We start from the raw sequence: 25215 nt of genomic DNA on the forward strand, positions 1-25215 counted from the left end.
GGCTGGGCGCTGGTGGCGCTGGCCTTTGCGATGGCGGCGGCGGTTGATCTGCGGCTGGTGTTGGTGCTGGCGATCTGGGTTGGCGGCTGGATCGTCAACGGGCTGATTGCACAGCGCAGCGCGTGGAACTGGGGCGGCTATGTCATCCCACTGATCTTTGGCATTACCCTGCTTGCGATGTGGGAGGTTGGCGAACGGATGTTCGAGATTTCAGACGTGCTGTTGCCCGCCCCGTCAGAGATTGCCGCGCGGTTCTGGCTGTCGCGGGATATCTTGTGGGTGGACTTTGTGCAGACCGTTCTGAAAGGCGCGTTGTCAGGTTTCGTGCTGGGCTGCGGGTCCGCCTTTGTGCTGGCGGTGGTCATCGACCGCTTTCCGTTCCTGCAACTGGGGTTGCTACCGGTGGGGAACTTTGTCGCTGCTTTGCCAATTGTTGGCATGGCACCCATTCTGGTGATGTGGTTCGGGTTTGACTGGCAATCCAAGGCTGCTGTCGTGGTGGTCATGGTGTTCTTTCCGATGCTGGTGAACACGGTGCAGGGGCTGCAATCGACCGACGCGATGCAGCGTGATCTGATGCGCACCTATGCGTCCAGCTATTGGCAAACCTTGCTGAAGCTGCGTTTGCCTGCGGCGATGCCGTTCATCTTTAACGGGCTCAAGATCGCGTCGACGCTGGCGCTGATCGGGGCGATTGTGGCCGAATTCTTCGGCTCGCCCATTCGTGGCATGGGTTTTCGAATTTCGACCTCGGTGGGGCAGTTGGCGCTGGACCTTGTCTGGGCCGAGATCGTCGTGGCCGCCATCGCAGGTTCTGCCTTTTATGGTGGCATCGCGCTGTTGGAACGCGTCGTAACATTCTGGCACCCTTCACAGCGTGGCCGGACATGAGAATAATAAACCAAGAAGACCAACAAGGAGTATAAAATGAAGACTTTTACCTATGCAGCGGCAACCGCCGCAATGGGACTGTGGGGCACGGGGGCGATGGCCGCCGATGATGTCACACTGCAATTGAAATGGGTCACCCAAGCCCAGTTCGCGGGCTACTACGTGGCGCTCGACAAAGGGTTTTACGAAGAGGAAGACCTGAACGTCACGATCAAACCCGGCGGTCCCGACATCGCGCCGACGCAGGTTCTGGCGGGTGGCGGTGCTGACGTGACTGTGGACTGGATGCCCGCCGCATTGGCCGCCCGTGAAAAAGGTTTGCCGATGGTGAACATTGCACAGCCTTTCAAATCCTCGGGCATGATGCTGACCTGCCGCAAGGATGCAGGCGTTACCTCTGTCGAGGATTTCCCCGGCAAGACGCTGGGCGTCTGGTTTTTTGGCAACGAATTCCCATTCCTGAGCTGGATGAGCCAGCTTGGCCTGTCCACCGATGGTGGAGAGGGGGGCGTGACCGTGCTTAAGCAGGGCTTTAACGTGGACCCGCTGTTGCAAAATCAGGCGGCCTGCGTGTCGACCATGACCTACAACGAATATTGGCAGGTGATCGACGCGGGCCTGACACCCGAAGACCTGCAGGTGTTCAAATATGAAGACCAAGGCGTCGCCACGTTGGAAGACGGTTTGTACGTGCTGGAAGAGAACCTGAACGACCCGACCTTTGAGGACAAAATGGTTCGCTTTGTGCGGGCGTCGATGAAGGGTTGGAAATACGCGGAAGAGAACCCAGACGAGGCCGCTGACATCGTTCTGGAAAACGATGCCTCGGGCGCACAAACCGAAAAGCACCAGCAACGCATGATGCGTGAAGTGGCCAAGCTGACCGCAGGCAGCAACGGCGCGCTGGACGAGGCAGACTATGACCGCACGGTTAAATCGTTGCTGTCAGGTGGTTCGGATCCTGTCATCTCGAAAGAGCCTGAAGGTGCATGGACCCACGTCATCACGGACAAAGCGCTGAACTAAGCCAACCAACAGCCGTGAAGCAATTCGGGCCAGCGCAATGCGCTGGCCCTTTTTCGTCTGATGAAAGCGGAAATCTAGGCCCCGAACTGGGGTGAGGTGGGGCCGGCCGCGCACCCGCGCGTGATGCGCGGCAAAGAGGACACCATTGCGTCGAGGGTCGATGGTGTCCTCGCCTCTGTCATCCGTGAGTGTCAGACGAAATCCTTTGTTCGATCATACCCGCACCGACCAACAAGCTTTCGAGGTGTCTGGCCGCTGTCAGTTCCTCTACGGTATGGGCATCGGTGATCTGGTCGATGCAGTATTCTTCCAGCAACTGGCGCATATGCACATTGGGCGTCACCGGTTCGGCTTTGAGTGGTTGCACAGACGGTGTGTGATCGTCCGACAATTCAAAGGCGCGTTGATCAGAGACGAAGATGTTGCCCTCGATCCCCGCAAAGTCGCGAATTTTACCAATACGCTCGTCCGAGCAGTCCAAAAGGGCCGCCATTGCAGATACTTTACCCATCGGCTTGGTCGAGCCGACATAGCCATAGGGCGCGCAATCCGACCGTTTGAGAACGCGGTTCATCACGGGATCAATCACCGTGACGATGTCGGAAATACCAGAAGCCTTGGCATATTCCAGCGACGCTGCCATCAACTCGCAGGTCGCATAGCTTACCGAATTGCGCGACTTGCCGCGATCCAGCACGTCGGTGTCGACGCAAAATCGCGTCGATTCCCACAAGGTCGCACTGCGCAGGGGCGGTTCACCGTCCAGAATGTCGTGGAACACATCTGACAGCATGTGCGGGCCCGTGGTCTGCAGGGCACGCACGCAGGACACAACGCGCCCTTCGTCGTTCACGCCAATAACATAGGCCGGATCAAGTGCATCGAACTGGTCGATTTCCTTGCCGTCAGTAATGTCTACTTCCCACCCCAGACGCTGACCGAACACCCGTGCACGCAATGCGTACATTTCGTCGAGGAGTCGGCTGTAGCGATGCCGGTTGAGGCCGTCGATTACGATGATCATGGTTTTCTCCGCTACCAATTCGCTGAGGACATCATCATGTGTTTGGGGTTGCACTGCTATACGGGGAATCCCGTAGTGATGGTTTTAGCTGGGGTGCACCAAGCCAAGACCGATTGCGCGGCCCACAGCCTGCGGCGTGGTCAACGCACCCAGCTTTGAGCGTCCGGACCGCAAGTGTACTTCTACAGTGCGGTTCGAGATCGACAGAATATCTGCCACATCCTGTTGGGTTTTGCCAGCAGCGATCCATTGCAGTATTTCCAGTTCGCGCGCTGAAAGGCTGGGGTGTGTCAGCTTGCGGGTCAGCGAGTGCGATTGGATCACGTTGTCATGCAGGTGCACGGCAGCAGTCTGCAACCCGCCCAGGATCTTGTCCTTGAGCATGGCCCATTCGCGATCAGAGCAATTGCGGGTGACGCTGAACAGGCCGACATCGCCATAGGGGCCGCGCACGGGCACGGTCAGTCCCTGTTCGGAAATACCATGATCGCTGGCGGCACGGAAAATGTCGCGGAATGTTTGCTCGCCGCGCAGGCGTTGCCAGTCGACGGGCGCGATGCTGCGGCTGGCCATCAGCAGGGCGGGGTCGCGGTGCTGGAACCCTTCGTTGACGTATCGAGTTTGCCATTCGTCGGGATAGTTCACAAAGCCATGCACAGTCTGGGCGATAGGATCCATGCCTGCATAGGCCGCGAAATCCAGCTCGTTCTCTTCGCAGACAGAGTCCAGAAACGATCTCAGGTTGTTCCCCGGAAACGGCAGATTGCTCAAGTCAATGACAGACAAAAACGACCCTTTCTGGGTTTCGACCTGTGAATTTTACACGAAGCTGTGGCGTCAAGTGTTATCTCGGGAACTCGTTAACGCAACTGTAAGCATACTAGCGTATCTGCGATTGTCATGAAAGGGCGCATTGACTTTACGGTGCGTGCACCGTGCGAGGACATGGTCGCGCACTGCGTTCTCGCATCCGACGTGGCGCGCTAACCCGGATTTTTCAATCAGGGACAGATGCTTGCACCAGTGCGCTTGCAAATACTTACGGAACAGGGGCTGCGGCGGAAACGCGGCTTTCGAAGGGGCGTTAGAGGACGGTGACAACCGTTCCGATAGGCACCCGCCCATAAAGGTCGATGACGTGTTCGTTCAACATCCGGATGCAGCCGTTGCTGACGGATCTGCCGATACTTTCGGGCGCGGTGGTGCCATGTATGCGGAAATAGGTATCCTTGCCGTTCTGGAACAAATACAGCGCCCGAGCGCCCAAAGGGTTCGACGGGCCACCGGGCTGGATATAGTCATTGTCCTTGAAGCGCCCGTATGTCTCAGGGCTGCGTTCGATCATCTCTTCGGTTGGGCGCCAAGTGGGCCACTCCTTCTTGACGTCAATGGTCGCTGTGCCGGTAAACTCCAGACCTGCGCGCCCCACGCCAACGCCATAGCGGATGGCGGTGCGCGGTTCGGTCACCCAATACAGGTAATAGCTGCGCGGCAGGATCAGCAATTGACCGGGCAGGAATTCTTTCTTGATGTTGACGATCTGCGGTGTCGGATCAAAGACGACCTGTTGTGCAAGGGCCGGTGCCGCAAGTTGGGCTGCCACTGGGGCAGCGAGGGCTGAGGCAATAAACGTACGGCGGTGCATGGCAGGCTCCTGACCAACAAATAAAATCGCTATGCAATTACTTTTGTCGGTTTTTGTACAGATTTCAAGAGGTCAGAGGGGGGGCGCCTGACCAGCCGGGCACAGCGGTTTGGGACGGGGCGCGCTTGCGCGCACCCCGTTGGTTTGGCTTAGCGCATGAACTTCTTATGCTTGAGACGCTTTGGCTCAAGCGCGTCGGCCCCAAGACGGCGTTTCTTGTCTTCTTCGTAGTCTTCGAAGTTGCCCTCGAACCACTCCACATGCGCCTCGCCTTCGAAGGCAAGGATGTGCGTGCAAATCCGGTCAAGGAAGAAACGGTCGTGGCTGATGACAACAGCACAACCGGCAAAGTCCACCAGCGCGTCTTCAAGGGCGCGCAGGGTTTCCACGTCCAAGTCGTTGGTTGGCTCATCAAGCAGTAGGACGTTGCCGCCCTCTTTCAGCAGGCGCGCCATGTGGACACGGTTGCGTTCACCGCCCGACAACAGGCCAACTTTCTTCTGCTGGTCGCCACCCTTGAAGTTGAACGACGAGCAATAGGCGCGGCTGTTCACTTCGGCGTTCCCCAGCGAGATCAGTTCGGCCCCGCCTGTGATTGCCTGCCAGACGTTGTCGTCGGCCTTCAGGTCGTCGCGTGACTGGTCGACATAGGACAACTCAACTGTGTCCCCGAATTCGATCTCACCCGCATCGGGTTTTTCCTGACCTGTAAGCATCTTGAACAGCGTTGATTTGCCCGCGCCGTTGGGACCGATTACGCCGACGATGCCGCCAGGGGGCAGCGAGAAATCCAATCCGTCGATCAATTGCTTGTTGCCCATGTGTTTCTTCAGGCCGCTGACTTCAATCACCTTGTTGCCCAGACGCGGGCCGTTGGGGATGACAATCTGCGCATAGGCCAGCTTTTCGCGTTCGGATGTTTCCAGCAGGTCATTATAGGAGTTGATCCGCGCTTTGGACTTGGCTTGGCGCGCTTTGGCGCCCTGCCGCATCCACTGAAGTTCGCGTTCCAGTGTTTTCTGCTTGGATTTGTCTTCGCGTGTTTCCTGTTCAAGCCGTTTGGCTTTCTGCTCCAGCCACGCGGAATAGTTGCCCTCGTAGGGGACGCCGCGACCACGGTCGAGTTCCAGAATCCAGCTGGTGATGTCGTCCAGAAAGTAACGGTCGTGGGTGACGATCAGAATGGTGCCTTTGTAGTCGATCAGGTGCTGTTGCAGCCACGCGATGGTTTCCGCATCAAGGTGGTTGGTTGGTTCGTCCAACAGCAGCATGTCGGGCGCTTCCAACAGCAGTTTGCACAGGGCCACACGACGGGCTTCACCTCCAGACAGGTCCTGAATACGTGCGTCGTCAGGAGGGCAGCGCAGCGCCTCCATCGATACGTCGATCTGGCTGTCGAGATCCCACAGGTTTTCGGCGTCGATCTGGTCTTGCAGCGCGGCCATCTCGTCGGCGGTCTCGTCCGAGTAGTTCATCGCCAGTTCGTTGTAACGGTCAAGCTTGGCCTTTTTGCCAGCCACGCCCAGCATCACGTTTTCACGCACGCTTAGGCTTTCGTCCAGCTTTGGCTCTTGCGGAAGATAGCCCACGCGTGCGCCTTCGGCAGCCCATGCCTCGCCGGTGAAATCCTTGTCCATGCCTGCCATGATCTTCAGTAGGGTGGATTTACCCGCACCGTTGACACCGACGACGCCGATCTTGACGCCCGGAAGAAAGTTCAGGTGGATGTTTTCAAATGTCTTCTTGCCGCCCGGATAGGTCTTGGAGACTCCGGACATGTGATAAACGTACTGATAGGCCGCCATTGGACCCTCCTTGCCTATGCGTGGATTTGTCTGGTGTCTTAGGCTGCGGCGCACGACTTGGCAAACAGGTTTGATGCGCAGGGCCGCTGCGAAATAGCGTTCTTAAGAAGTCATCGGCGAGGCCGCCCAATCTTGGCATGATCGATATAGTGCCGCAGCGATTGATCTTGAGGCGGGATTGCACGAATTCTATCTGGGGCATGGTTAATCCTCTTAGGCAAATACGTGGATACTGAGGCATGCAAACTAAACAGGAGACTTTGATAGGGTCTTGCGCAGCACAAAGGGGCGTGGCCATGCTTTTGATGGCGGATTTGCTGGCGCATCATGCCCGAAACGGTCGGGTGGACTGGATCGGGTTGCGCCCCGGGCGGCGCGCAGAGGTGGTGGCGGAGACGCAGGTTCAAGTGGCCTTTTCGGGGCTGGAGGGCGACCGTGCGCGTGCGGGCAAACGGGCGGTGACGTTGATACAGGCGGAACATTTGCCAGTTATTGCGGGACTGCTGGGCGTGGATAGGGTGACGCCCGAAACGCTGCGGCGCAATCTGGTGATCTCGGGCATTAATCTGGGTGCGCTTAAAGGGCGCGAGATCGCCATTGGCGCGGCAGTTCTGCGGGTGTCGGTGATCTGCGCGCCATGCAGCCGGATGGAAGAGGTTTTTGGTCACGGCGGCTATAACGCTGTGCGCGGGCATGGCGGGTGGTGTGCCGAAGTGGTCACGCCGGGCCTTGTCGCAACAGGAGACATGGTGCGTGTGGTTGATTGAACCTGCGCAGTCGGGCAACAAACGATGATGAACAGCGCACGCCCTTTTGCAAGACCTGGCCAAATCATAGGCCTTTTGGGCGGATCATTCGATCCGGCCCACGCAGGACACGCGCATATCACGCGCGAGGCATTGAAGCGGTTTGATCTGGACGCTGTGTGGTGGCTGGTCAGCCCCGGTAATCCACTCAAGACGCAAGGGCCCGCGCCACTGGACAAGCGCATGGCGCAGGCGCGGCAGGTGATGCAGCACCCGCGTGTGACGGTCACGGACATCGAAGCGCAGCTTGGCACCCGCTATACTGCGCAGACACTTAAAGTATTGCAGGCGCAGTTTCGGGGTGTGCGGTTTGTGTGGCTGATGGGCGCGGACAATCTGGCACAGCTTCATATGTGGCAAGACTGGAAGTGGATCATGACCCATGTGCCAGTCGGTGTGCTGGCCCGTCCGGGCGACCGGATTTCGGCACGGATGAGCCCTGCGGCGCGGCTGTTTTCTCCCTACCGGATTGCGGGGCGCCATTCGCAGATGTTGGGGCATGCCCGCCCGCCCGCGTGGTGTTTTGTCAATGTGCCAATGGTGGCGCAATCCTCTAGCGCGATCCGCGCGGCGGGTGAATGGTCAGTGACGTAACCGCGCCGAGGCCACACCCGCCCCCACGATCAGTGCCAGACCAAGCCACGTCAGTGCGTCGGGCAAAGCGCCAAAAATCGCCCAGCCCAAGCCGACAGCAGCAAGCAACTGGAAATAGACCAGCGGAGCCAGTTGGGTGGCCGGTGCTATGCGGTTGGCATAGAGCAACAGAAGATTGCCCAGAAGTGACCCCGCTGCGCTGACCAGCGTAAGACCTGCCACGGTTACTGTCGCCGACGGCAGATTGGCCAGCCCGAAAGGCAACAGTGCCAGCGCGGCAATCGCAAATTGGGTAAAGGCAAGCGCAACCGGAGAGCCAAGCCCTGCCAGCCACCGCGATGCGGTCAGAAATACACCGTAGCAAGTGCCCGCTACTACGGCCCAGATCAGCCCGGTCCCCCCGCCAAAGCCTGGTCGGACCACAATCAGCACGCCTGCAAACCCCAGCGCAATCAGAGTCACGCGCAGACCCGTGACCGGTTCACGCAACACCAACGCGCCCAAGGCAAAGCTGATCAGCGGTCCGATAAAGAAGGCGGCGAAAACGTCCGCAACGTCTTCGGTGCGCAGCGCCATCTGAATACAGGTGATGCCACCTGCCAGGATCAGTGCCCGCAGCCAGATCCGCCAGTTGCGCAGCAACGCAAAGGCACTGCGGGGCACGAAGGGTGCGATCATCGTAGCGGCTAGAAAAAAACGCGAGGACGCCACCCACAGGGGCGACACGCCATAGACCGAAGTCAACAGTTTACCCGCGCTGTCACCCAACGGGATCAACGACATGGCGACAAACATGATCAGGGCGGCGCGTTGCATGGGCAGGCTGCTAGCATGCGGACAAGATATTGGGAATGGACCACGTTTGTGTGACTGAAAACGGTCTGATTGCGGCTTGTCCATCTCTTCGCGGCAAGGTTATTCTGCGCCCATGTCATATCCGGTTTCCAGACGTTTCTTTTTGTCCGCAAGTGCGGCGACCCTTGCCTCGGGTGCCTTTGCCGGAGCGCCAGACGGCTCACTGCGCCCGCGTCTGCGCGGCGAAGGTTTTGCCAAAAAGGCGATTGCGGGCCCCGAAGTTATCGTGGCCGACGCCAAGCTGGGCGGGCAGGTGTGCTATTCTGTGGCTGATGCGAAAACCGGCCTGCGGCTTGAGGGGATGAACCCGCAAACCGCCATCCTGCCCGCAAGCACGGCCAAGGCGATCACGGCGCTATATGCTTTGGACGTTCTGGGTGGCGATCACCGGTTCGAAACGCAGGTGGTGGTCACGGGCACAGTGATCGACGGAGTTGTGTCGGGTGATCTGGTGCTGCTTGGCGGCGGGGATCCCAGTCTGGACACCAATGCGCTGGCAACGCTGGCGGCGAACGTCAAAGCGGCGGGCATTCGCGAGGTCCGCGGCGATTTGGTGGTTTATGATGGTGGTTTGGCACAGGTGCGCACGATCGACCCTGATCAACCGGCGCATGTCGGCTATAGCCCTGCCGTTTCGGGCATCGCGCTGAACTACAACCGTGTCCACTTTGAATGGAAGCGTTCGGGCGGAAACTACGCCGTGACAATGGACGCGCGCTCGAACAAGTACCGGCCCGATGTGGCGATGGCACAGATGCGCATCGAAGATCGGTCAACACCTGTTTATACCTACGCCGACGCCAACGGGCGTGACGACTGGACCGTGGCCAAGGGCGCGCTGGGCACAGGCGGTGCGCGGTGGTTGCCGGTGCGCAAGCCGGCAATTTACGCGGGCGATGTGTTTCGCACAATGCTGCGGTCACAGGGGATCAAGCTGCCTGCGGCCAAAGTCACGGCAACGCGGCCCTCAGGGCAGGTTGTGGCGCGTCATTTCAGCGATGAGTTACAGCTGCTGCTTAAGGATATGCTGTTGTATTCCACCAACCTGACCGCCGAGATGGTCGGATTGGCCACCACTGTCAAACGCGGGGGCGCACCGCATACATTGAAAGACTCTGCCGCCGCCATGAACGACTGGGCACAGGAGGTTCTGGGTGTCCAAGGCATCGCGCTGGTGGATCATTCGGGGTTGAGCGAGGACAGCCGCGTGACAGCGGATGGCATGGTTGCGGCCTTGGTCAAAGTGTATGGCAACAATGTGCTGCAACCGCTGTTGAAGGACATTCCCCTGCGCGACGCCAAAGGGCGACCGATGCAAGCGTCACCGATCACGGTAATCGCCAAAACCGGCACGCTGAATTTCGTGTCGGGGTTGGCAGGTTATGTAACGGCCAATGACGGCACGGTTATGGCCTTTGCCATCTTCGCCGCTGATGAAGACCGCCGCGCCAAGCTGACAAAAGCCCAGCGCGAACGCCCCGAAGGCGCGCGTTGGTACAACGGACGAGCCAAAAACATGCAGCAAGAGCTGATCGAGCGGTGGGGCGCGCTTTATGGTGCCTGATTTGCGACTTACAGCGTGACGTGGCGGGCGCGGGCGCCGCGTTCGATCGCGGCGGCGTGCAGGCGGTCAAGGTTCAGTTCGTAGCGGATTTCTTCTAGCAGACGCAGCTCGCTTTCGTTCAGATGCGCATTCGACGCGGCCACGTCGCAGGCCAGCGCGTAGGCGGTTTCGAACAGACGTTCGGGCAGTGCCTCGCGGACCAGTCCGAACAGCGCATCCAGCCCGTCCTCTTGATCGAACAGATCAAAGACCACCTGACTGATGGTCGACAAACGGTCAACATCATAACCCGCGAAGACCGGCAGCGTGTTTATGGCCGTGTTGATTTTGAGCAGCTCGGTGGTTTCCATATCGGAATCCGAAGCGGAAACCGCGATCATGACGGCGACCAGCGCGTCTTGTTCGGTCATGGAGTGTTGGGTGTCTTGGGGCACGGGCACCGTCCTTTGGTCTGCGTGTTGCAGGTGCAGAATATTGACGCGCTACCCTTTGCACAATAGGTAGCGGCGGACTGCGCGGTTATGCGCGTCCGATGTTAAGGATATGTGACATGGCGAAAATGACGGAAGCTGGCATGACCAGCAAAGCGTGGCCTTTTGAAGAAGCACGCCGCATCCTCAAACGCTATGAAAAGGCACCGCCCGAAAAGGGCTATGTGCTGTTCGAAACCGGCTATGGCCCCAGCGGCCTGCCGCATATAGGCACCTTTGGCGAGGTGGCGCGAACCACGATGATCCGCCGCGCGTTTCAGGAAATTAGCGACATCCCGACGCGGCTGATCTGTTTCTCGGACGATCTGGACGGAATGCGCAAGGTTCCGGGTAACGTGCCAAACCCCGACGCATTGCAAGAATATCTGCAAAAGCCGCTGACATCGGTGCCGGACCCGTTCGAGAAATTCGAAAGCTTCGGCCACCACAATAACGCGATGCTGCGCCGGTTCCTGGATACCTTTGGCTTTGAATACGAGTTCATCTCGGCCACCGAATTCTATGCTTCGGGCAAATTCGACGAAATCCTGCTGCGGGCCGCCGAAAAATACGACGAGATCATGGCCGTCATGCTGAAAAGCTTGCGCGAAGAGCGTCGCCAGACCTACTCGATCTTTCTGCCGATCCACCCTGAAACCGGTCGGGTTCTGTATGTGCCAATGAAGGAAGTGAACGCCGCCGAGGGCACGATTACCTTTGATGACGCGGACGGCACCGAAATGACGCTGCCGCTGACCGGCGGCAATGTGAAGCTACAGTGGAAACCCGACTTTGGCGCGCGCTGGGCGGCGCTGGAGGTGGATTTCGAGATGTATGGCAAGGACCACAGCACCAACACACCGATTTATGACAGCATCTGCCGTATCCTTGGTTGGAAAGCGCCGGAACATTTCACTTATGAACTGTTTCTGGACGAGAACGGGCAGAAGATTTCAAAATCTTCGGGCAACGGTGTCAGCATTGACGAATGGCTGACCTACGCTAGCGCCGAAAGCCTGTCGTATTTCATGTATCAAAAGCCCAAAACCGCCAAACGGATGCATTTTGATGTGATCCCGAAGGCGGTGGACGAATATCACCAGCAATTGCGGGCCTATGTCGATCAGGACGACAAGGCGCGGCTGAACAATCCGGTGTGGCACATTCACGGTGGTGATGTTCCGACATCTAAAATGCTGGTGCCGTTCTCGATGCTGTTGAACCTTGCGTCCGTCTCTCAGGCCGAAGACAAGGACCAGCTTTGGGGCTTTATCCAGCGCTATGCGCCCGATGCGACACCGCAGAGTAATCCCGATATGGATCAGGCCGCAGGCTTTGCCGTGCGGTATTTCAATGACTTTGTTAAGCCCAAGCGCACTTTCCGTCTGGCAACAGACCTTGAACGCGAGGCACTGGAAGCGTTGCGTGACGCGCTTAAGGCCTATGACGGTGAGTTGGATGACGAGGCATTGCAATCCATCGTCTACGCCGTGGGGCGTGACCGTTTCGACCCGCTGCGCGCATGGTTCACAGCGCTGTACGAAGTGCTGCTGGGCGCAAGTCAGGGCCCGCGCTTTGGCGGCTTTATTGCACTTTACGGTGTCGATGAAACCGTGGCGCTGATTGAACAGGCTTTGGCGGGTGAACTGGTCGCCTGAGGACATATCGAACAGATGTGAACGGGGACGTGCCCGTTCACATTTTGCCGTTTGAAGAATTTACGCTAGGTTGCCCGTTGTTCATAACGAGGTATGCCATGTTGAGATTTTTTCTGTCTGCCCTGATCGCCGTGACGTTGTCTTTGTCCGCTCAGGCCCAAGAGGCGGGGATCGAAGATACGATCAGCCGTCAGATCCAAGCGTTTCAGGCCGATGACTTCGATCAGGCTTTTGGTTTTGCTAGTCCGTCACTGCAAAGCATGTTCCGCACGCCCGATAACTTTCGCCGAATGGTCACCCAAGGTTATCCTATGGTCTGGCGACCCGCACAGGTGGACTACCTCGAGCAGCGCACAGAAGACGGGACGATCTGGCAAAAGGTCATGATCACCGACCAAAAGGGCGGGGTGCATGTGCTGGACTACCGGATGTTGCAGACCCAAGAGGGGTGGAAAATCAACGGTGTGGCCCTTCTGGACAGCAGCGCGGTTGCCGTCTGACACGCTGACTGTCCACCGTGACGGTGCTGTGAGGCACTGTTAATCCCGTATTGGTACATCCGGACGCCTTAACGGGTGGCGTCGCCCCTGTCAGGTCAACACCGGCGTAGGCAGGGGCCATTCGGCCCTTTGCCACGCTGCGGGAAAGGGTGATATTTATGAACAAGGCAATTACCGATGGCGTGCTGCTGATGCCGCCGCCGTTCGCAAATGGTCTGGATGTGTATTCCAGCGGTGACGGCACACCGGGATCAGACACCTATGCAAGCGCCGCCAACGCGGCCTTTGTTCCCGCCGATCAGGATTTTGGCGGCTGTCTTGAACTTCAGAAGAACGCATCGACCACCAAGCTGCGGTACATGGGCGAAACGCCCCTGCTGCCGGGGTGCTATCTGCGCGTAACGGTGCGGGTTAAAGCGATCAGTGGCAATCTGCCGTCGGTGCGCGTGGCAGGCTATGCAGCGGCTGCGGGTGGCGGCAACGTTTCGGGGGTGGCCCAGATTGGCGACAGCGTGCCCCTGACCACCTATGGCAAGATCGTCGAGGTGAGTGCGATCATCGGTACCGGTAATCGCAATGGCGTTGATCTGGTGTGGGGGCGTCAGGCACTCTATGGCCATTTCGGGCTGGACCTGACCGGATCGAACGGTGGCGTGGTGCGCATAGATGACATCGTGATCGAAGACGTAACTGCAGTTTTTCTGCGCGATATGCTGGCGCAGGTGGATGTTCGTGACTTTGGCGCGGTTGGCGATGGCACCACAGACGACAGTGCGGCCTTTGATGCCGCCAATGCAGTGGCGAACGGGCGGCATGTACTGGTGCCTGCGGGTGTGTACCGACTGAACAACGATGTCACCTTTGACACCCACGTAAGGTTCGAGGGCACGGTGAGTATGCCGGCAGAGGCTGTTCTACTGCTGCGCCGCGATTTTCATCTGCCTGCCTACATCGACGCCTTCGAGAACGAAGAAGAGGCCTTCAAAAAGGCGTTTCAGGCGCTGCTGAACAACGCCGACCATGAATCGCTGGATATGGGCGGCCGCAAGATCAGCGTGACGGCTCCGATTGACATGATCGCAACCGTCCCCAGCAAGACCAGCTATGCCACCCGCCGCATCATCCGCAACGGCCAGTTTGAGGCATCGGGCGCGGCGGCCTGGACCACCTATACCACCACATCGCAGGCAACTTATGACCCGGGTAACACCACACGGCTGGACAATGTGGTGAACGTCGCCAACATTGAGGTCGGCAGCCTTGTCGAAGGCAACGGGGTTGGCCGCGAGGTCTATGTGCGCTCGAAGAACGTGGCGCAGCAGCACATTACCTTGTCAGCCCCGCTGTTTGATGCGGAGGGCACGCAGAATTTTACGTTCAAGCGGTTCAAATATCTGCTGGATTTCAGTGGCTTTTCCAACCTTGCCAAGTTCGGCCTCGACGGGATTGAATTCCCGTGCAACAACGTGTGCTCGGGCATATTGCTGGCGGAATCCGGCCTGACGTTTACGGTGCAGGACTGTTTTATCTCACGGCCAAAAGACCGTGGCATCACCTCGCATGGGGGCGGCTGTCAGGGCATGATCATCGACCGCTGCCAGTTCCTGTCGTCCGAAGACGGTGCGAACGTGTCCGACCGCGTTTCGGTCGGTTTCAACACCAACGCCAACGACGTCAAGATCCGCAACAACCGTGCGACCAAGTTCCGTCATTGGGCGGTGATTGGGGGCGGGTCGTCAATCATTATCGGCAACCATTTTTTTCAGGGTGACACGGTCGATGGCGGTATCCGCAGCGCAGGCATCGTCATGGCCAAGCCGCACAGTTCGGGAGTGATTTCGGGCAATTACATCGACAACTGCTTTATCGAATGGACCAACGAACACGATCAGGCCCCGGAGTTCAGCTCGGAATTTTCGTTCAGCGCGTTGTCGATCACCGGCAACACGTTCCTGTCCGGTGGCGTCGCACCGTGGTTCAGCTATATCGTGGTCAAGCCGCACGGGGCGGGGCACTTTTTGGCCGGTCTGTCGATCACGGGCAACAAGTTCCGCTCGATCAGCGGCAACATAGACAGGGTTGAACGTGTGGACACCTCCTTTGCCGATCTGGATCGCGGGCGCTTCAAGGATGTCGAATTTCACGGCAATTCGTTCCATGGGATCAACACGCCCGTGTCCAACCCGTTGCGCTTGCGCCACGGCGAGGCCGGCACAGCGCAAACGTGGGTAATCGACACCAAAGGTGAGTTGCCCTTTGAAGGCTGGGCCAGTCAGGTTGTCAGCGTCACGGCGCATGGCCGGTTGCGCAATGAAAACAACGTGACCCGTTTCGACATGCCCTATACCGATCCTGAAGAAGGGCCAAACCGCGATCAGGTTCATCTGGGGTGGGACCAGCCCATGAAGGGAACGGTCAACTTGGTTGTTCGCATGGATAACTAGGCAATTTACGTGTGCTGCCGTTCAAGACCCGCGCCCCTTGGGTGCGGGTCTTGTGCCATCCGGTGATTAGAAATCGCGCCAAAGACCCGCTTTGATCCCATAGCTGGCGGCAGTGCTTTGGGTGGACTCGACTGCAATTAAATAGCTGAACTTGCCACGCTTCGGGGTGTAGATATAGGATGGGGACAGGGTGGTGCTGGTACCGCCCAGGCTGTCGGCGGTCCAGAAAATCTGCATCATCACCTTGCTGCGTGCGCCCAACGTCAACCCGGCAGTGGTGTCGATTTTCAACGCGCGCACGGATGTGCCAAAGTTCCAGTGCGCGGAGGTGTCCACGGCCAGCCAACCATCATATTTGCCCAGCTTGATGCTACGCCCATAGCTCAGGCCAAGCTGGGCCAGCGGGGCAAATGCGACCCCCTCGAACGCCATGCCAAGACCCACCTGATAGGCCCAGACCGTCTTGGCGCTGCCAAGGGGCAGGGCGCGACGGGCAAAAATCTGACCCGCCCCCGTCTGGCCCAATCCGGTCAGGGTCATGTCGATGTCGACGCCGATGGTTGTTTTTGCGGTCAGACCGAATTCAAGATAAAAACTGCTTTTGGTGTGCAACTGATCTGTCAACGTGTTGGACGTTGATACGAACCCGCCGCCTTTTTTACGCAGCCACCCCCCAGCGTCCGCTGCCGGTGCGGCAAGACATGCACCGCAAAATATAGCAAGCCACAGACGCACGACGTTCCCTCTGATTGAACCGGCATCTTGGGGCGAACGTGGTTAACAACGGGTTACGACGGGTAGACCTCTTTCCGATACGTCAAAGGCCGGACAGCCGTTGTCGGGCTGTCCGGCTTGGGGTGTCTTGCCAGTGTCGTCTCAGACTTTGACGGTGCTGCCGCGCGGGCCTGCAACCAGCCACGCGATAAAGCCCAGAACAGGCAGGAACAGAATGACCAGCGTCCAGATGACCTTGGCGCCGGTCGAGGCTGAAGACGTCAGTGTTTGGTAGATCGCATAGATATCAGCGATCAGAACCAACAGTCCGAATAATGAATAACCCATGATGACTTCCCTTCATTGCGTTTCTGCATATCTGGCTTCTCAACCTCGAACTGTGGTTGATGGTTCCGCAGATGGTGAAAACTACTTCCGGCAACCAAACGCACCGCATGGCGGCGGTTGGCCGCAAGGGCATGAATTCAATGGAAAATCAAAGGGAGCTGCCACGAAGGTTGCAGCCACTATCACCGTCGCCGTTTTGCATTGCGGCTCGCCCGTCCAGGGACGACCCTCAATCCATTTCGAACTGAAGGCAGTCTGACGGGGCCAGGTTGCATCTGTGCAGAGCCGCAGTGCAATGGCGCACGTTGAGCGCCCCAAAGCCCTGTGATAGGCGCATGGCATGAAAAAACCTGTAAACCCTCTGGCGCTGGATCAGCGCGATGGCCTTCCCGACAGCTTGCGTGTCTTGGCCGATGCCTATCCGCGCGGACAGTGGGAGCAGCACGAAAACTTCAACCAGATGATCCAGTTCTGGATGCAGCGGCATATGATGTTCCGCCAGCTGATCGGGTTGCTGAACCAAGACGCCGAACAGCTTATGGATCGTAACATCGGGTTCAAGGATTACGCCCCGCGTCTGTCACATTATGCAGGGTCGCTGCTGAATGAACTGCACGGCCACCACCATATCGAAGACGCCCATTATTTTCCGCAACTGGTCCAGTTGGACGGTCGGATCGAGCGGGCCTTTGATCTGTTGGAAAGCGACCATTTGGCAATGGACGGGCTGCTGCATGGCATGGCCAATGGCGCCAATGCGGTGCTTAAAGGCGGAGAGATCGGTACGTTCCGCGACACGCTGACCGATTTCGGCACGCTGCTGGAACGCCACTTGACCGATGAGGAAGACATCGTGGTGCCGGTCGTGCTGGAAACGGGTTTTCAGGGGTAGGCTGTCCTACCGCTTACCTCCGTACCGTGATTTTCCGCCGCGCATGCCGCCACGGCCTCCGGTGCTACGGCCCGAGGCCTTTTGCGCGTCGCCTACCGCCTTTTCCACAGCATATTGCCGCGCCATCGGGTCGTCGGCCACGACCAGATCGACAGCTTCCAGCCGTTTGACTTCGTCGCGCAGTCGTGCGGCCTCTTCGAACTCAAGGTTTTCTGCGGCCTTGCGCATGTCGGTGCGCAGCCCTTCCAGAACCGTCTGCAAGTTTCCGCCCACCAGACCTTTGTCGATCTTGGCTGTCACACGGCTTTGGTCGGTGTCTCCTTTGTAGAGACCGGCCAGAATATCCTCGACGTTCTTTTTGACTGTCGCAGGCGTAATCCCGTGTTCCTTGTTATAGGCAAGCTGCTTGTTGCGGCGGCGTTCGGTTTCGCCCATCGCGCGTTCCATGCTGCCGGTGATGCGGTCGGCATACATGATGACCCGCCCGTCAGCGTTCCGCGCAGCCCGTCCGATGGTTTGCACCAGTGACGTTTCGGACCGCAAAAAGCCCTCTTTGTCGGCGTCCAGAATGGCCACCAGCCCGCATTCGGGAATATCCAGACCTTCGCGCAGCAGGTTGATCCCGATCAGTACGTCGAAGGCGCCCAGTCGTAGATCGCGCAGAATCTCGATCCGTTCGATGGTGTCGATGTCGCTGTGCATATAGCGCACGCGGATGCCCTGTTCGTGCATGTATTCGGTCAGGTCTTCGGCCATGCGTTTGGTCAGCGTGGTGCACAGCGTGCGCATACCATTGGCGGCCACCTTGCGCACTTCGTCCAGCAGATCGTCGACCTGCATCTCGACGGGGCGAATTTCGATCATCGGATCGACCAGACCGGTGGGGCGGATCACCTGTTCGGTGAACACGCCGCCGGTTTGCTCGATCTCCCACGCGGCGGGCGTGGCGCTGACAAAGACCGATTGCGGGCGCATGGCGTCCCATTCCTCGAACTTCAGCGGGCGGTTGTCCATGCACGAGGGCAGGCGGAAACCATGTTCCGCCAAAGTCATCTTGCGTCTGAAGTCACCCTTATACATGCCGCCGATCTGCGGCACGCTGACGTGGCTTTCATCGGCAAAGACGATGGCATTGTCGGGGATGAATTCGAACAGGGTGGGGGGCGGCTCCCCGGGGGCGCGGCCAGTCAGATAGCGCGAATAGTTTTCGATACCGTTGCACACGCCCGTGGCTTCCAGCATTTCCAGATCAAAGTTGGTGCGCTGTTCCAGCCGCTGCGCCTCCAGCAGCTTGCCGTCGCCCACCAACTGGTCCAGCCGCATCCGCAGCTCTTTCTTGATGCCGATGATCGCTTGGCTCATCGCCGGTTTCGGCGTCACGTAGTGGCTGTTCGCATAGACCCGGATATGATCCATTTTGTCGGTCTTTTCGCCAGTCAGCGGGTCAAACTCGGTGATGCTCTCCAGTTCTTCGCCAAAAAACGACAATCGCCATGCGCGGTCGTCAAGGTGGGCGGGAAAAATCTCCAGCGCATCGCCGCGCACGCGGAAGGCACCCCGAAAGAACGCTTGATCGTTGCGCTTGTATTGCTGGGCCACCAGATCGGCGATTACTTGACGCTGGTCGTACATCTGCCCGACTTTCAGGTCTTGCGTCATCGCGCCATAGGTCTCGACCGAGCCGATGCCATAGATGCACGACACCGACGCCACGATAATCACATCGTCACGTTCCAGCAGCGCCCGCGTGGCCGAGTGGCGCATACGGTCGATCTGTTCGTTGATCTGGCTTTCTTTCTCGATATAGGTGTCCGACCGCGCCACATAGGCCTCGGGCTGGTAGTAGTCATAGTAGCTGACGAAATATTCGACTGCGTTATCGGGGAAAAAGCCTTTGAACTCGCCATAAAGCTGCGCCGCCAGCGTTTTGTTCGGTGCCAGAATGATGGCAGGGCGCTGGGTTTCTTCGATCACGCGGGCCATCGTGAAAGTCTTACCTGTTCCTGTGGCCCCCAACAAAACCTGATTTTGTTCGCCTGCCAGAACACCTTGGGTCAGTTCGGCAATGGCTGTGGGTTGGTCGCCTGCGGCCTCGAACTCTGTGTGCAATGTAAAGCGTTTTCCGCCCTCAAGCTTGGGGCGGTTTTTTACGTCGGGCGCAGGGTTCGACAACACCGGCGCAGACGAGTCGGAGTGGGCGTAGGGCATGGCAATCTCGCTTTCACCTCCCAACTTGGCCCGTTTCGCGACGGGCGCAAGGGGGTGGCGGGGCATTGCTGTCAGAAATTGTCAGCAGCAGAGTGAGGACAACTGCAGCGTGAGAATAATTTACAAGCACGTAAAGCGTAAAGATAGAAAAGCGCGCCACGCCGCGTTAATCTTTTCAGTAGTTTTTACCGGATGTTTGTTATGCGCCTGATTTCGCTTACCCTTGCCCTCCTTTCACTGGCCACCAGTGCTTTGTCCCAGATCCCCGATGGCTATTGCGCCGTAGTGCTGTCGTTGCGTCCGACGCTGGCGCTGGCGGCGGACGATGTGCGTGCCCGCTGGTCCGACCGCGACACCACTGTCTATCTGTCGCAAAACGGCTGGTACGCCATCACCGCCCAAGTGGTGCACATGGAACGTGCTGACACGGTTCTGGCGCAGGGCAAGGCCTCGGGCAGGCTGCCCAATGATGCGCTGTGTTCGGCTGGCAAAGGTTACACCCGTGTCGCCGCGCGGTTTGATGCGGTGGCAACAGGGTCGAACATCATCTGGCAGGCAGTGGACCCTGGGCGCATGGGTCAACAGGACAAACGCTTTATCCAACTGGCACTGGCATTTCAGGGTGATTACAACGGCCTGCTTGACGGCAAGTGGGGCAAACGCAGCCAGCAAGCGCTGGAGGCCTATGCGTTCCGCGAAAGCGGGCAGGCTCCGGCGAACTGGCACCTGTCGGGGCTGGCCCTTGATCTGGTCGAAGAGATGGCCCGCGACGGCTGGCAGATGCAGTACAATCCGACGCTGGGCATGGCCTATCTGTTCCCCACAGCACAGGCAGAACAGGCAGGCTCGGAGGTCAACTTTACCAATTGGGACCACACCGCCAGCAGCTTGCGCTATTCCTTTACCACCAGCGATCCGCCCCGCGCGCAAAAGATTCATGACTTTGTCATTGCCGAGGCGGCGGCGGGTTCTGACCCCTATTCGGTGAGCAAGGATGGTTTTGCGGTTTCGGCGGTGCAGAAATCGAATGGCCGCCATCTTTATGCCCGTTCGCACTTTCTAAGAGGCCACTGGTCCACCGTAATAATCTCGGCGGATGATCGGGATGTGTCGTTGGTGCGAGCAGTCACCGCCTCGATGCAAGAAGGGCAGGCCGTTCAGATACGGTTTCAGAAGGGTGGCTTTCTCGATCGCAGCATTCAGGCGACCATCGACTTTATCGACCGTCAGGACCAAGAGGCACCTGCCGGTGTCACACCAACGCCCACCGCCCCTGTTGCATCCGCCAGTCCGGGGGACAGTGTGAACCGCCCGCGTATCTCTTCCCCGCCGCGGCAGATCGCCGTGGCCCCGCCCACAGTCCGCCCGACGCCCCCCACCAGTCTCGGCGACAGCGTCAATCGCCCACGCCGCGTGGTCCAGCCAGAAGCGGTGCCCACACGCCCTGCCCCCAAGCGCAGCACCAGCAGTTCCGGCACCGGCATCATCGTGCGCTCGGACGGGCTGGTCCTGACCAACGCCCATGTGGTTGACGGCTGCACAGACCTGCGCATCGACGGACGCCCCGCGAGCCTGCGCCATGTTTCCGACACCTATGATCTGGCGCTGATGTCCATCAACGCGGCCAAGTCGCTGCCCTATGCCACCTTCGCACCCGCGCCTGCGGGGTTGAATTCGGACGTGACGGTGCTGAGCTATCCGCTCAGCGGCCTGTTGGGTGGCTTGAACGTGACACGCGGTGCGGTGTCTGCCGTCACCGGTCTTAGCGGCGATTCCATCACCATGCAGATCACTGCGCCCGTCCAACCCGGCAACTCCGGCGGTCCTGTGGTCGACTCTCAAGGGCGGGTGGTTGGCGTGGTGGTCTCGAAACTGGACGCGCAGCGGCTGGCCGAGCGGATTGGGGACATTCCCCAAAACATCAACTTTGCCATTCGCGGCGGCGTCGCCAAACGCTATCTGCGGATGAACGGCGTGCGCCACGCCGAACGTTCGGACGCACCGGTGTTGTCGCCCGTGGCACTGGCCGAAACCGCCAAGGCGTTCACCACTTTCATCGAATGCGATTAGCACCCGCTCGGCGCCCGCGTCAAAACGCATCTTGCCCCACGGGGCGAAATTGCCGATATATCACCCAGTAACATCAGGAGCCCGTTCATGCGCGCACGAATCTATCAACCCGCCAAAACCGCCATGTCGTCAGGCAACGCGCGCACCAAGGGCTGGGTGCTGGATTTCATCCCCGCCACCGCGCGCACGGTTGACCCGCTGATGGGTTGGACATCGTCTGACGACACCCAAGCCCAAGTGCGCCTGCGCTTTGATACCCGCGAGCAGGCCGAAGACTATGCCCGCGAAAATGGCATCGATGCCGTGGTGCAAGACCCCAACAAACGCAAAGCCAACATCCGCCCCGGCGGCTACGGCGATAACTTCGCCACAAACCGGCGCGGTGTCTGGACGCACTAGGCGTTGTAAGAGAAACCTAAGTTCTTCCCAGAGAAGGCTAAGTTTTTCCCGAGATCTATATATAGAGCGTCAGTCGTGCCCCTTGTGTATATGTTGATTTCACGGAATTTGCCCTTACCTTGTTTTCGGGGATATTGCAGCGGGCCACCGGAGCTGTATCGAGATACTAGGTGCTAGGTTGATGTGCGATCAGTTGAAGGATGCGCGTCCTGCATGGGTTGCGGTTACTCCAAGTGCGTAAGAGAAACCTAAGTTCTTCATGTAGTGTGAGACCCGGCATAAAATGACCATTCGTGGAGTTTTTTGACCATTCCGACACAGATCAAATGACCATCGTCAACCTTAGTTGGCGGTGGTTTTGTTTTATATCAATGGCTTAAGGTGAAATGCGCTGTGCGCTCTTTCTGATCCAGGGACGGCTGTCCAAGGGTCAGCGCCAGCATTGACGCACCTGCAAAAATGTTCTCATTACGTTCTCAAGGATCCGGATCCTCGTACTGAAACCCTTGGCAGCCAAACGCTGCCAGATGCTGGCCGCCCAAAAGATGGGCGGGCCGGTTCAGAGAGGACACCATATGCCCCGTATTCAATTTGCCGACGTCAGTTTCCCGGATCACAACATCCCGTCGGCCCACGACATCGAAGTTCGTCTAAGGAAGTTCCTGGATAGTTTCAGAGAACAAATCGGGAGCCCAAAATTTGACTACGCGCTGTCCGAAGCCGACCGGCTAAAAGTACGGCGAAGGGCGGCAGCATATCTCAGCGCAGTTTCACGCCGATCAGGCATGGACCATCTCGACGACAAAGATCGCAGAAAGTTGCAAGTTTTCCGAGGGGGTGCAGAGCTAAAGTGCGTAGAGACCGAGCACCGCGCGGACGAAATCGCCAGTTGTCTGCACACGGAGATGCCCTGGATGGCTCCTGCAACAGAGCGTCTTTGGCACGATATGCGGGCCTCGGTCCGCAATGGTGATCCTGCGCCCCTTGTCCGGCCAATGCTCCTCGTCGGTCCGCCCGGGATCGGTAAAAGCTACTGGTCTCGCCTGCTGGGCGCGCAGCTCTCCGTGCCGACGACAATCATAGAGGCCACGAGTGAACCCGCCGCATTTGCGGTTACGGGGTCTCAAAAGGGATGGGGATCAGCGGGCCCGGGAAAGGTTCTGGAAGGGATCATGGCGTCTCAGATTGCGAATCCTGTGATCGTGGTCGACGAGATCGAGAAAGCGGGGGAGGTCCAGTCAGCAGGCGGTCAGCGGTATTCTCTGACTGAGGGTTTGCTGCCCTTCCTTGAGAGGTCCACCGCGCGTCGTTGGTCATGCCCTTACTTCCGTATAGATTTCGACATGTCTTGGATCACATGGGTCCTGACAGCCAATAGCCTGCGTGGTCTCGCAGAGCCGTTCCTGAGCCGATGCCCTCCCACCGAACTGCGCGCCCTGACGCAAGAACACCTGTTCGGATTTGCTGAGCGCGAAGGGTTGCGACGTGACCTTCCCCCAGATGCCGTTGATGCCGTCAAGGACGTCATCATGGCAATCAAGAAGCCGCACAACGTCAGCCTGAGATCGGTCGTTCGGATGCTGGATGCTGTCGACCAGGCGATGAACCGTCCAGTGTTGCACTGAACAATGTCGGCGGGGCCGAGGTGTGTCTCGTCCGCATGACCTTAATGACCGTCCCTCAATCACACTATCAGAATCTAATGGAGTTCCCCATGAACAATAGAGACTTCTGGGCTCAGAAAATACGTACTGCCATCACCGCTGCTGATGCCGGACCTTCCGAAACCGACCTCGCCGGCGCACCAATCCTGACATATTGGCGTCCACATGTATCGCGCCATGGCGCCCCCATACTCTGGGGGATCGCGTCTGGGCACCCAAGGCTGAAAGGCGGCTGGATCACGACATCCCAGCTTGTCGCAATTGACGTCGACCGAGCTTGGGCGCGTACGGCGTCACGGTGGTATGTTCTGGCTCAACCCTTCTCTGCCTATGAGGCGAAGATCGCCAAGGGCCTCGGGATGGAGGAAGCCCCTTCGGGATTTGTACAGGTCGACTTGCCAGGGTATCGGCCACTTGATGACGTGTCGCTGCTTGGTCAACTTTTGATGGCTTGGCGGGACCGTATCCGGCAGGACGACACGGGAGGGGACAGAAATGTTCAATGAAAAGACCGCAGTTTGGGTTCGAGAAGGAGACCGGATTCCGCCTACGGTTGACATCGACCGGGGTCGCTACGAAGCTTCAACCAGAACGGACAAGATCAACATGCCCGATGGACTGACAGCCTTCAATTCCTTCTACTTGCCTTGGCGAGACCTTCCCGGTTCTCTTCCAGAAGACATCGATATCTTCGCAATTGGGGATGTTCACGGGCAGGCTGAGCTACTTGAGCAGGTACTCGGAGAAATCAAGAATACCCCACGCGAAGCGCACAAACGGCATCTTGTCTTTTTGGGTGACCTCATAGATCGGGGACCTGCATCCATCCGCGCCGTTGATCTCGCCATGAATGCCGGTTGGCTTGCAGATGTTGATGATCTGCATGTCCTACCCGGCAACCATGATCTCGTTTTGATGCTGACGCTCGAAGGTCCAAAATATCTTGACTTCTGGGGAATGCTGGGCGGTGACAGGGTCATGGCCGAGCTTGGTCTGTCGGCAGAAACGCACAGCTGGGACGAGATAGCGGCAAAGCTGAAAGATAATCTGCACCCTGAATATCTGAGAGCAATGGCTTCGGGGGCGACACATCTCTATCTTGGCGACCTCCTGTTTGTGCATGCAGGTATACACCCATTTCAGAACCGCGCAGCTTTTCTGGGGTTGTCCCGCCGCTTCATCAAAATGGAAGATCACTGGGCGAATATCCGTCATACGTTTTTGACCCACCGCGGCGGGTGGGACGTCAACGATTCTGATCCGGAGCGGCGCGCACAAAAGCCGACTGTGGTCGTGCATGGCCACACACCCGCGGTACGCCAGGACCTTGTTGATGCCGGGGATCTGGATATCTGTGACGGCATTGATGACTATCGAACGGTCGCCCTCGATATCGGTGCCGCGTACAGACCTCAATTGGCCTTCGCACATTTTAGGACGCGTGCAGGCCAGGCGGAGGTTCAGATCCGTGCGGTAGGTAAGTCAGTCGTTTGAAGCGGCCGGCCCGAAGCCGACGCCCGAAGTCAGATGCGATGCCGCAACGCAGCTTCGCCAGACCAACCGTGGGTGCATCGCGCAGCATATTCCGAGGGCAAAGGATCGCAGCGCGGACCTACCTGCCGTTCGCTGCGAGCGCGA

At 58.5% G+C, this 25215-nt stretch carries 23 protein-coding genes; 14 read left to right on the forward strand and 9 right to left on the reverse strand.

The window, feature by feature from the left end:
* Window positions 1-30: 30 nt before the first annotated feature.
* Together SULPSESMR1_RS00495 and SULPSESMR1_RS00500 are read left to right on the forward strand one after the other, a co-directional pair.
* Window positions 31-891 (forward strand): ABC transporter permease, encoded by an 861-nt coding sequence (locus SULPSESMR1_RS00495; RefSeq protein ID WP_089422051.1) that lies wholly within the window; start codon window positions 31-33, stop codon window positions 889-891.
* 36 nt (window positions 892-927) lie between these two features.
* Window positions 928-1917: an ABC transporter substrate-binding protein gene (locus SULPSESMR1_RS00500; protein ID WP_089419067.1), complete on the forward strand. Its 990-nt coding sequence runs from the start codon at window positions 928-930 to the stop codon at window positions 1915-1917.
* A gap of 178 nt (window positions 1918-2095) precedes the next feature.
* Here the strand turns inward: SULPSESMR1_RS00500 and SULPSESMR1_RS00505 are convergent, their stop codons facing one another.
* The 4 genes from SULPSESMR1_RS00505 to ettA form a co-directional block, all read right to left on the reverse strand.
* Window positions 2096-2941, reverse strand: coding sequence for an acyl-homoserine-lactone synthase (locus SULPSESMR1_RS00505; protein ID WP_089419068.1), 846 nt, complete (start codon window positions 2939-2941; stop codon window positions 2096-2098).
* Window positions 2942-3025: 84 nt separating this feature from the next.
* On the reverse strand, window positions 3026-3727 hold the full coding sequence (locus SULPSESMR1_RS00510) for an autoinducer binding domain-containing protein (RefSeq protein ID WP_089419069.1): 702 nt from the start codon (window positions 3725-3727) through the stop codon (window positions 3026-3028).
* Between the two features lie 298 nt (window positions 3728-4025).
* The gene (locus tag SULPSESMR1_RS00515) at window positions 4026-4586 is read right to left on the reverse strand and encodes a L,D-transpeptidase (RefSeq protein ID WP_089419070.1); all 561 of its coding nucleotides are present in this window, start codon (window positions 4584-4586) and stop codon (window positions 4026-4028) included.
* 149 nt (window positions 4587-4735) lie between these two features.
* Window positions 4736-6391 (reverse strand): energy-dependent translational throttle protein EttA, encoded by a 1656-nt coding sequence (gene ettA / locus SULPSESMR1_RS00520; protein ID WP_089419071.1) that lies wholly within the window; start codon window positions 6389-6391, stop codon window positions 4736-4738.
* A gap of 296 nt (window positions 6392-6687) precedes the next feature.
* Between ettA and SULPSESMR1_RS00525 the strand changes: the two genes are divergently transcribed.
* A complete protein-coding gene (locus tag SULPSESMR1_RS00525; RefSeq protein ID WP_089422052.1) occupies window positions 6688-7158 on the forward strand; it encodes an MOSC domain-containing protein in 471 nt (156 codons plus the stop codon).
* A gap of 27 nt (window positions 7159-7185) precedes the next feature.
* Window positions 7186-7791 (forward strand): nicotinate-nucleotide adenylyltransferase, encoded by a 606-nt coding sequence (locus tag SULPSESMR1_RS00530; protein WP_089422053.1) that lies wholly within the window; start codon window positions 7186-7188, stop codon window positions 7789-7791.
* On the opposite strand, the gene SULPSESMR1_RS00535 is transcribed toward SULPSESMR1_RS00530, so the two are convergent.
* Window positions 7780-8607 (reverse strand): DMT family transporter, encoded by an 828-nt coding sequence (locus SULPSESMR1_RS00535; protein WP_089419072.1) that lies wholly within the window; start codon window positions 8605-8607, stop codon window positions 7780-7782. The two genes, SULPSESMR1_RS00530 and SULPSESMR1_RS00535, sit on opposite strands and share 12 nt — an antisense overlap.
* A gap of 112 nt (window positions 8608-8719) precedes the next feature.
* On the opposite strand from SULPSESMR1_RS00535, the gene dacB reads away from it, so the two are divergent.
* Complete coding sequence (dacB, locus tag SULPSESMR1_RS00540) at window positions 8720-10210, forward strand: D-alanyl-D-alanine carboxypeptidase/D-alanyl-D-alanine endopeptidase (RefSeq protein ID WP_089419073.1); 1491 nt, start codon at window positions 8720-8722, stop codon at window positions 10208-10210.
* Window positions 10211-10218: 8 nt separating this feature from the next.
* Here the strand turns inward: dacB and SULPSESMR1_RS00545 are convergent, their stop codons facing one another.
* Entirely contained in the window at window positions 10219-10620 is a 402-nt protein-coding gene (locus tag SULPSESMR1_RS00545) for a tellurite resistance TerB family protein (RefSeq protein ID WP_198362869.1), read from the reverse strand.
* A 140-nt stretch (window positions 10621-10760) separates the two neighbouring features.
* On the opposite strand from SULPSESMR1_RS00545, the gene SULPSESMR1_RS00550 reads away from it, so the two are divergent.
* From SULPSESMR1_RS00550 to SULPSESMR1_RS00560, 3 genes are all read left to right on the forward strand, one after another.
* Complete coding sequence (locus SULPSESMR1_RS00550; RefSeq protein ID WP_089419075.1) at window positions 10761-12338, forward strand: lysine--tRNA ligase; 1578 nt, start codon at window positions 10761-10763, stop codon at window positions 12336-12338.
* A 98-nt stretch (window positions 12339-12436) separates the two neighbouring features.
* On the forward strand, window positions 12437-12838 hold the full coding sequence (locus SULPSESMR1_RS00555) for a DUF4864 domain-containing protein (protein ID WP_089419076.1): 402 nt from the start codon (window positions 12437-12439) through the stop codon (window positions 12836-12838).
* Between the two features lie 158 nt (window positions 12839-12996).
* Window positions 12997-15282: a glycosyl hydrolase family 28-related protein gene (locus SULPSESMR1_RS00560; RefSeq protein ID WP_089419077.1), complete on the forward strand. Its 2286-nt coding sequence runs from the start codon at window positions 12997-12999 to the stop codon at window positions 15280-15282.
* Between the two features lie 66 nt (window positions 15283-15348).
* Here SULPSESMR1_RS00560 and SULPSESMR1_RS00565 read toward each other — a convergent pair whose 3' ends face one another.
* Both SULPSESMR1_RS00565 and SULPSESMR1_RS00570 read right to left on the reverse strand, forming a co-directional pair.
* Window positions 15349-15894, reverse strand: a complete 546-nt coding sequence (locus SULPSESMR1_RS00565) for a hypothetical protein (protein ID WP_157728935.1) — start codon at window positions 15892-15894, stop codon at window positions 15349-15351.
* A gap of 264 nt (window positions 15895-16158) precedes the next feature.
* On the reverse strand, window positions 16159-16344 hold the full coding sequence (locus SULPSESMR1_RS00570; protein WP_089419079.1) for a PLD nuclease N-terminal domain-containing protein: 186 nt from the start codon (window positions 16342-16344) through the stop codon (window positions 16159-16161).
* A 340-nt stretch (window positions 16345-16684) separates the two neighbouring features.
* Between SULPSESMR1_RS00570 and SULPSESMR1_RS00575 the strand changes: the two genes are divergently transcribed.
* The gene (locus SULPSESMR1_RS00575; protein ID WP_089419080.1) at window positions 16685-17236 is read left to right on the forward strand and encodes a hemerythrin domain-containing protein; all 552 of its coding nucleotides are present in this window, start codon (window positions 16685-16687) and stop codon (window positions 17234-17236) included.
* A gap of 6 nt (window positions 17237-17242) precedes the next feature.
* Here SULPSESMR1_RS00575 and uvrB read toward each other — a convergent pair whose 3' ends face one another.
* Complete coding sequence (uvrB, locus tag SULPSESMR1_RS00580; RefSeq protein ID WP_089422054.1) at window positions 17243-19444, reverse strand: excinuclease ABC subunit UvrB; 2202 nt, start codon at window positions 19442-19444, stop codon at window positions 17243-17245.
* 201 nt (window positions 19445-19645) lie between these two features.
* Between uvrB and SULPSESMR1_RS00585 the strand changes: the two genes are divergently transcribed.
* From SULPSESMR1_RS00585 to SULPSESMR1_RS00605, 5 genes are all read left to right on the forward strand, one after another.
* The gene (locus tag SULPSESMR1_RS00585) at window positions 19646-21514 is read left to right on the forward strand and encodes a S1C family serine protease (RefSeq protein WP_240311438.1); all 1869 of its coding nucleotides are present in this window, start codon (window positions 19646-19648) and stop codon (window positions 21512-21514) included.
* A gap of 87 nt (window positions 21515-21601) precedes the next feature.
* Window positions 21602-21913: an ETC complex I subunit gene (locus SULPSESMR1_RS00590; protein WP_089419081.1), complete on the forward strand. Its 312-nt coding sequence runs from the start codon at window positions 21602-21604 to the stop codon at window positions 21911-21913.
* A gap of 575 nt (window positions 21914-22488) precedes the next feature.
* The gene (locus tag SULPSESMR1_RS00595) at window positions 22489-23538 is read left to right on the forward strand and encodes an AAA family ATPase (protein ID WP_089422056.1); all 1050 of its coding nucleotides are present in this window, start codon (window positions 22489-22491) and stop codon (window positions 23536-23538) included.
* Window positions 23539-23627: 89 nt separating this feature from the next.
* Window positions 23628-24083: a DUF6634 family protein gene (locus SULPSESMR1_RS00600; protein ID WP_089422057.1), complete on the forward strand. Its 456-nt coding sequence runs from the start codon at window positions 23628-23630 to the stop codon at window positions 24081-24083.
* A complete protein-coding gene (locus SULPSESMR1_RS00605; RefSeq protein ID WP_089419082.1) occupies window positions 24073-25071 on the forward strand; it encodes a metallophosphoesterase in 999 nt (332 codons plus the stop codon). The genes SULPSESMR1_RS00600 and SULPSESMR1_RS00605 overlap by 11 nt, the downstream gene beginning before the upstream one ends.
* Window positions 25072-25215: the final 144 nt, after the last annotated feature.

Origin of the sequence: Pseudosulfitobacter pseudonitzschiae, assembly GCF_002222635.1 — a bacterium.
In the GTDB taxonomy this organism is placed as follows: domain Bacteria; phylum Pseudomonadota; class Alphaproteobacteria; order Rhodobacterales; family Rhodobacteraceae; genus Pseudosulfitobacter; species Pseudosulfitobacter pseudonitzschiae_A.

Bases quoted from the DNA above. Each gene is read 5' to 3' on its own strand.
- SULPSESMR1_RS00495 (WP_089422051.1), top strand. From the start codon at position 31: ATGGCGGCGGCGGTTGATCTGCGGCTGGTGTTGGTGCTGGCGATCTGG.
- SULPSESMR1_RS00500 (WP_089419067.1), top strand. From the start codon at position 928: ATGAAGACTTTTACCTATGCAGCGGCAACCGCCGCAATGGGACTGTGG.
- SULPSESMR1_RS00505 (WP_089419068.1), bottom strand. From the start codon at position 2,941: ATGATCATCGTAATCGACGGCCTCAACCGGCATCGCTACAGCCGACTC.
- SULPSESMR1_RS00515 (WP_089419070.1), bottom strand. From the start codon at position 4,586: ATGCACCGCCGTACGTTTATTGCCTCAGCCCTCGCTGCCCCAGTGGCA.
- ettA (WP_089419071.1), bottom strand. From the start codon at position 6,391: ATGGCGGCCTATCAGTACGTTTATCACATGTCCGGAGTCTCCAAGACC.
- SULPSESMR1_RS00525 (WP_089422052.1), top strand. From the start codon at position 6,688: ATGCTTTTGATGGCGGATTTGCTGGCGCATCATGCCCGAAACGGTCGG.
- SULPSESMR1_RS00530 (WP_089422053.1), top strand. From the start codon at position 7,186: ATGAACAGCGCACGCCCTTTTGCAAGACCTGGCCAAATCATAGGCCTT.
- SULPSESMR1_RS00535 (WP_089419072.1), bottom strand. From the start codon at position 8,607: ATGCAACGCGCCGCCCTGATCATGTTTGTCGCCATGTCGTTGATCCCG.
- dacB (WP_089419073.1), top strand. From the start codon at position 8,720: ATGTCATATCCGGTTTCCAGACGTTTCTTTTTGTCCGCAAGTGCGGCG.
- SULPSESMR1_RS00545 (WP_198362869.1), bottom strand. From the start codon at position 10,620: ATGACCGAACAAGACGCGCTGGTCGCCGTCATGATCGCGGTTTCCGCT.
- SULPSESMR1_RS00550 (WP_089419075.1), top strand. From the start codon at position 10,761: ATGGCGAAAATGACGGAAGCTGGCATGACCAGCAAAGCGTGGCCTTTT.
- SULPSESMR1_RS00555 (WP_089419076.1), top strand. From the start codon at position 12,437: ATGTTGAGATTTTTTCTGTCTGCCCTGATCGCCGTGACGTTGTCTTTG.
- SULPSESMR1_RS00560 (WP_089419077.1), top strand. From the start codon at position 12,997: ATGAACAAGGCAATTACCGATGGCGTGCTGCTGATGCCGCCGCCGTTC.
- SULPSESMR1_RS00570 (WP_089419079.1), bottom strand. From the start codon at position 16,344: ATGGGTTATTCATTATTCGGACTGTTGGTTCTGATCGCTGATATCTAT.
- SULPSESMR1_RS00575 (WP_089419080.1), top strand. From the start codon at position 16,685: ATGAAAAAACCTGTAAACCCTCTGGCGCTGGATCAGCGCGATGGCCTT.
- uvrB (WP_089422054.1), bottom strand. From the start codon at position 19,444: ATGCCCTACGCCCACTCCGACTCGTCTGCGCCGGTGTTGTCGAACCCT.
- SULPSESMR1_RS00585 (WP_240311438.1), top strand. From the start codon at position 19,646: ATGCGCCTGATTTCGCTTACCCTTGCCCTCCTTTCACTGGCCACCAGT.
- SULPSESMR1_RS00590 (WP_089419081.1), top strand. From the start codon at position 21,602: ATGCGCGCACGAATCTATCAACCCGCCAAAACCGCCATGTCGTCAGGC.
- SULPSESMR1_RS00595 (WP_089422056.1), top strand. From the start codon at position 22,489: ATGCCCCGTATTCAATTTGCCGACGTCAGTTTCCCGGATCACAACATC.
- SULPSESMR1_RS00600 (WP_089422057.1), top strand. From the start codon at position 23,628: ATGAACAATAGAGACTTCTGGGCTCAGAAAATACGTACTGCCATCACC.
- SULPSESMR1_RS00605 (WP_089419082.1), top strand. From the start codon at position 24,073: ATGTTCAATGAAAAGACCGCAGTTTGGGTTCGAGAAGGAGACCGGATT.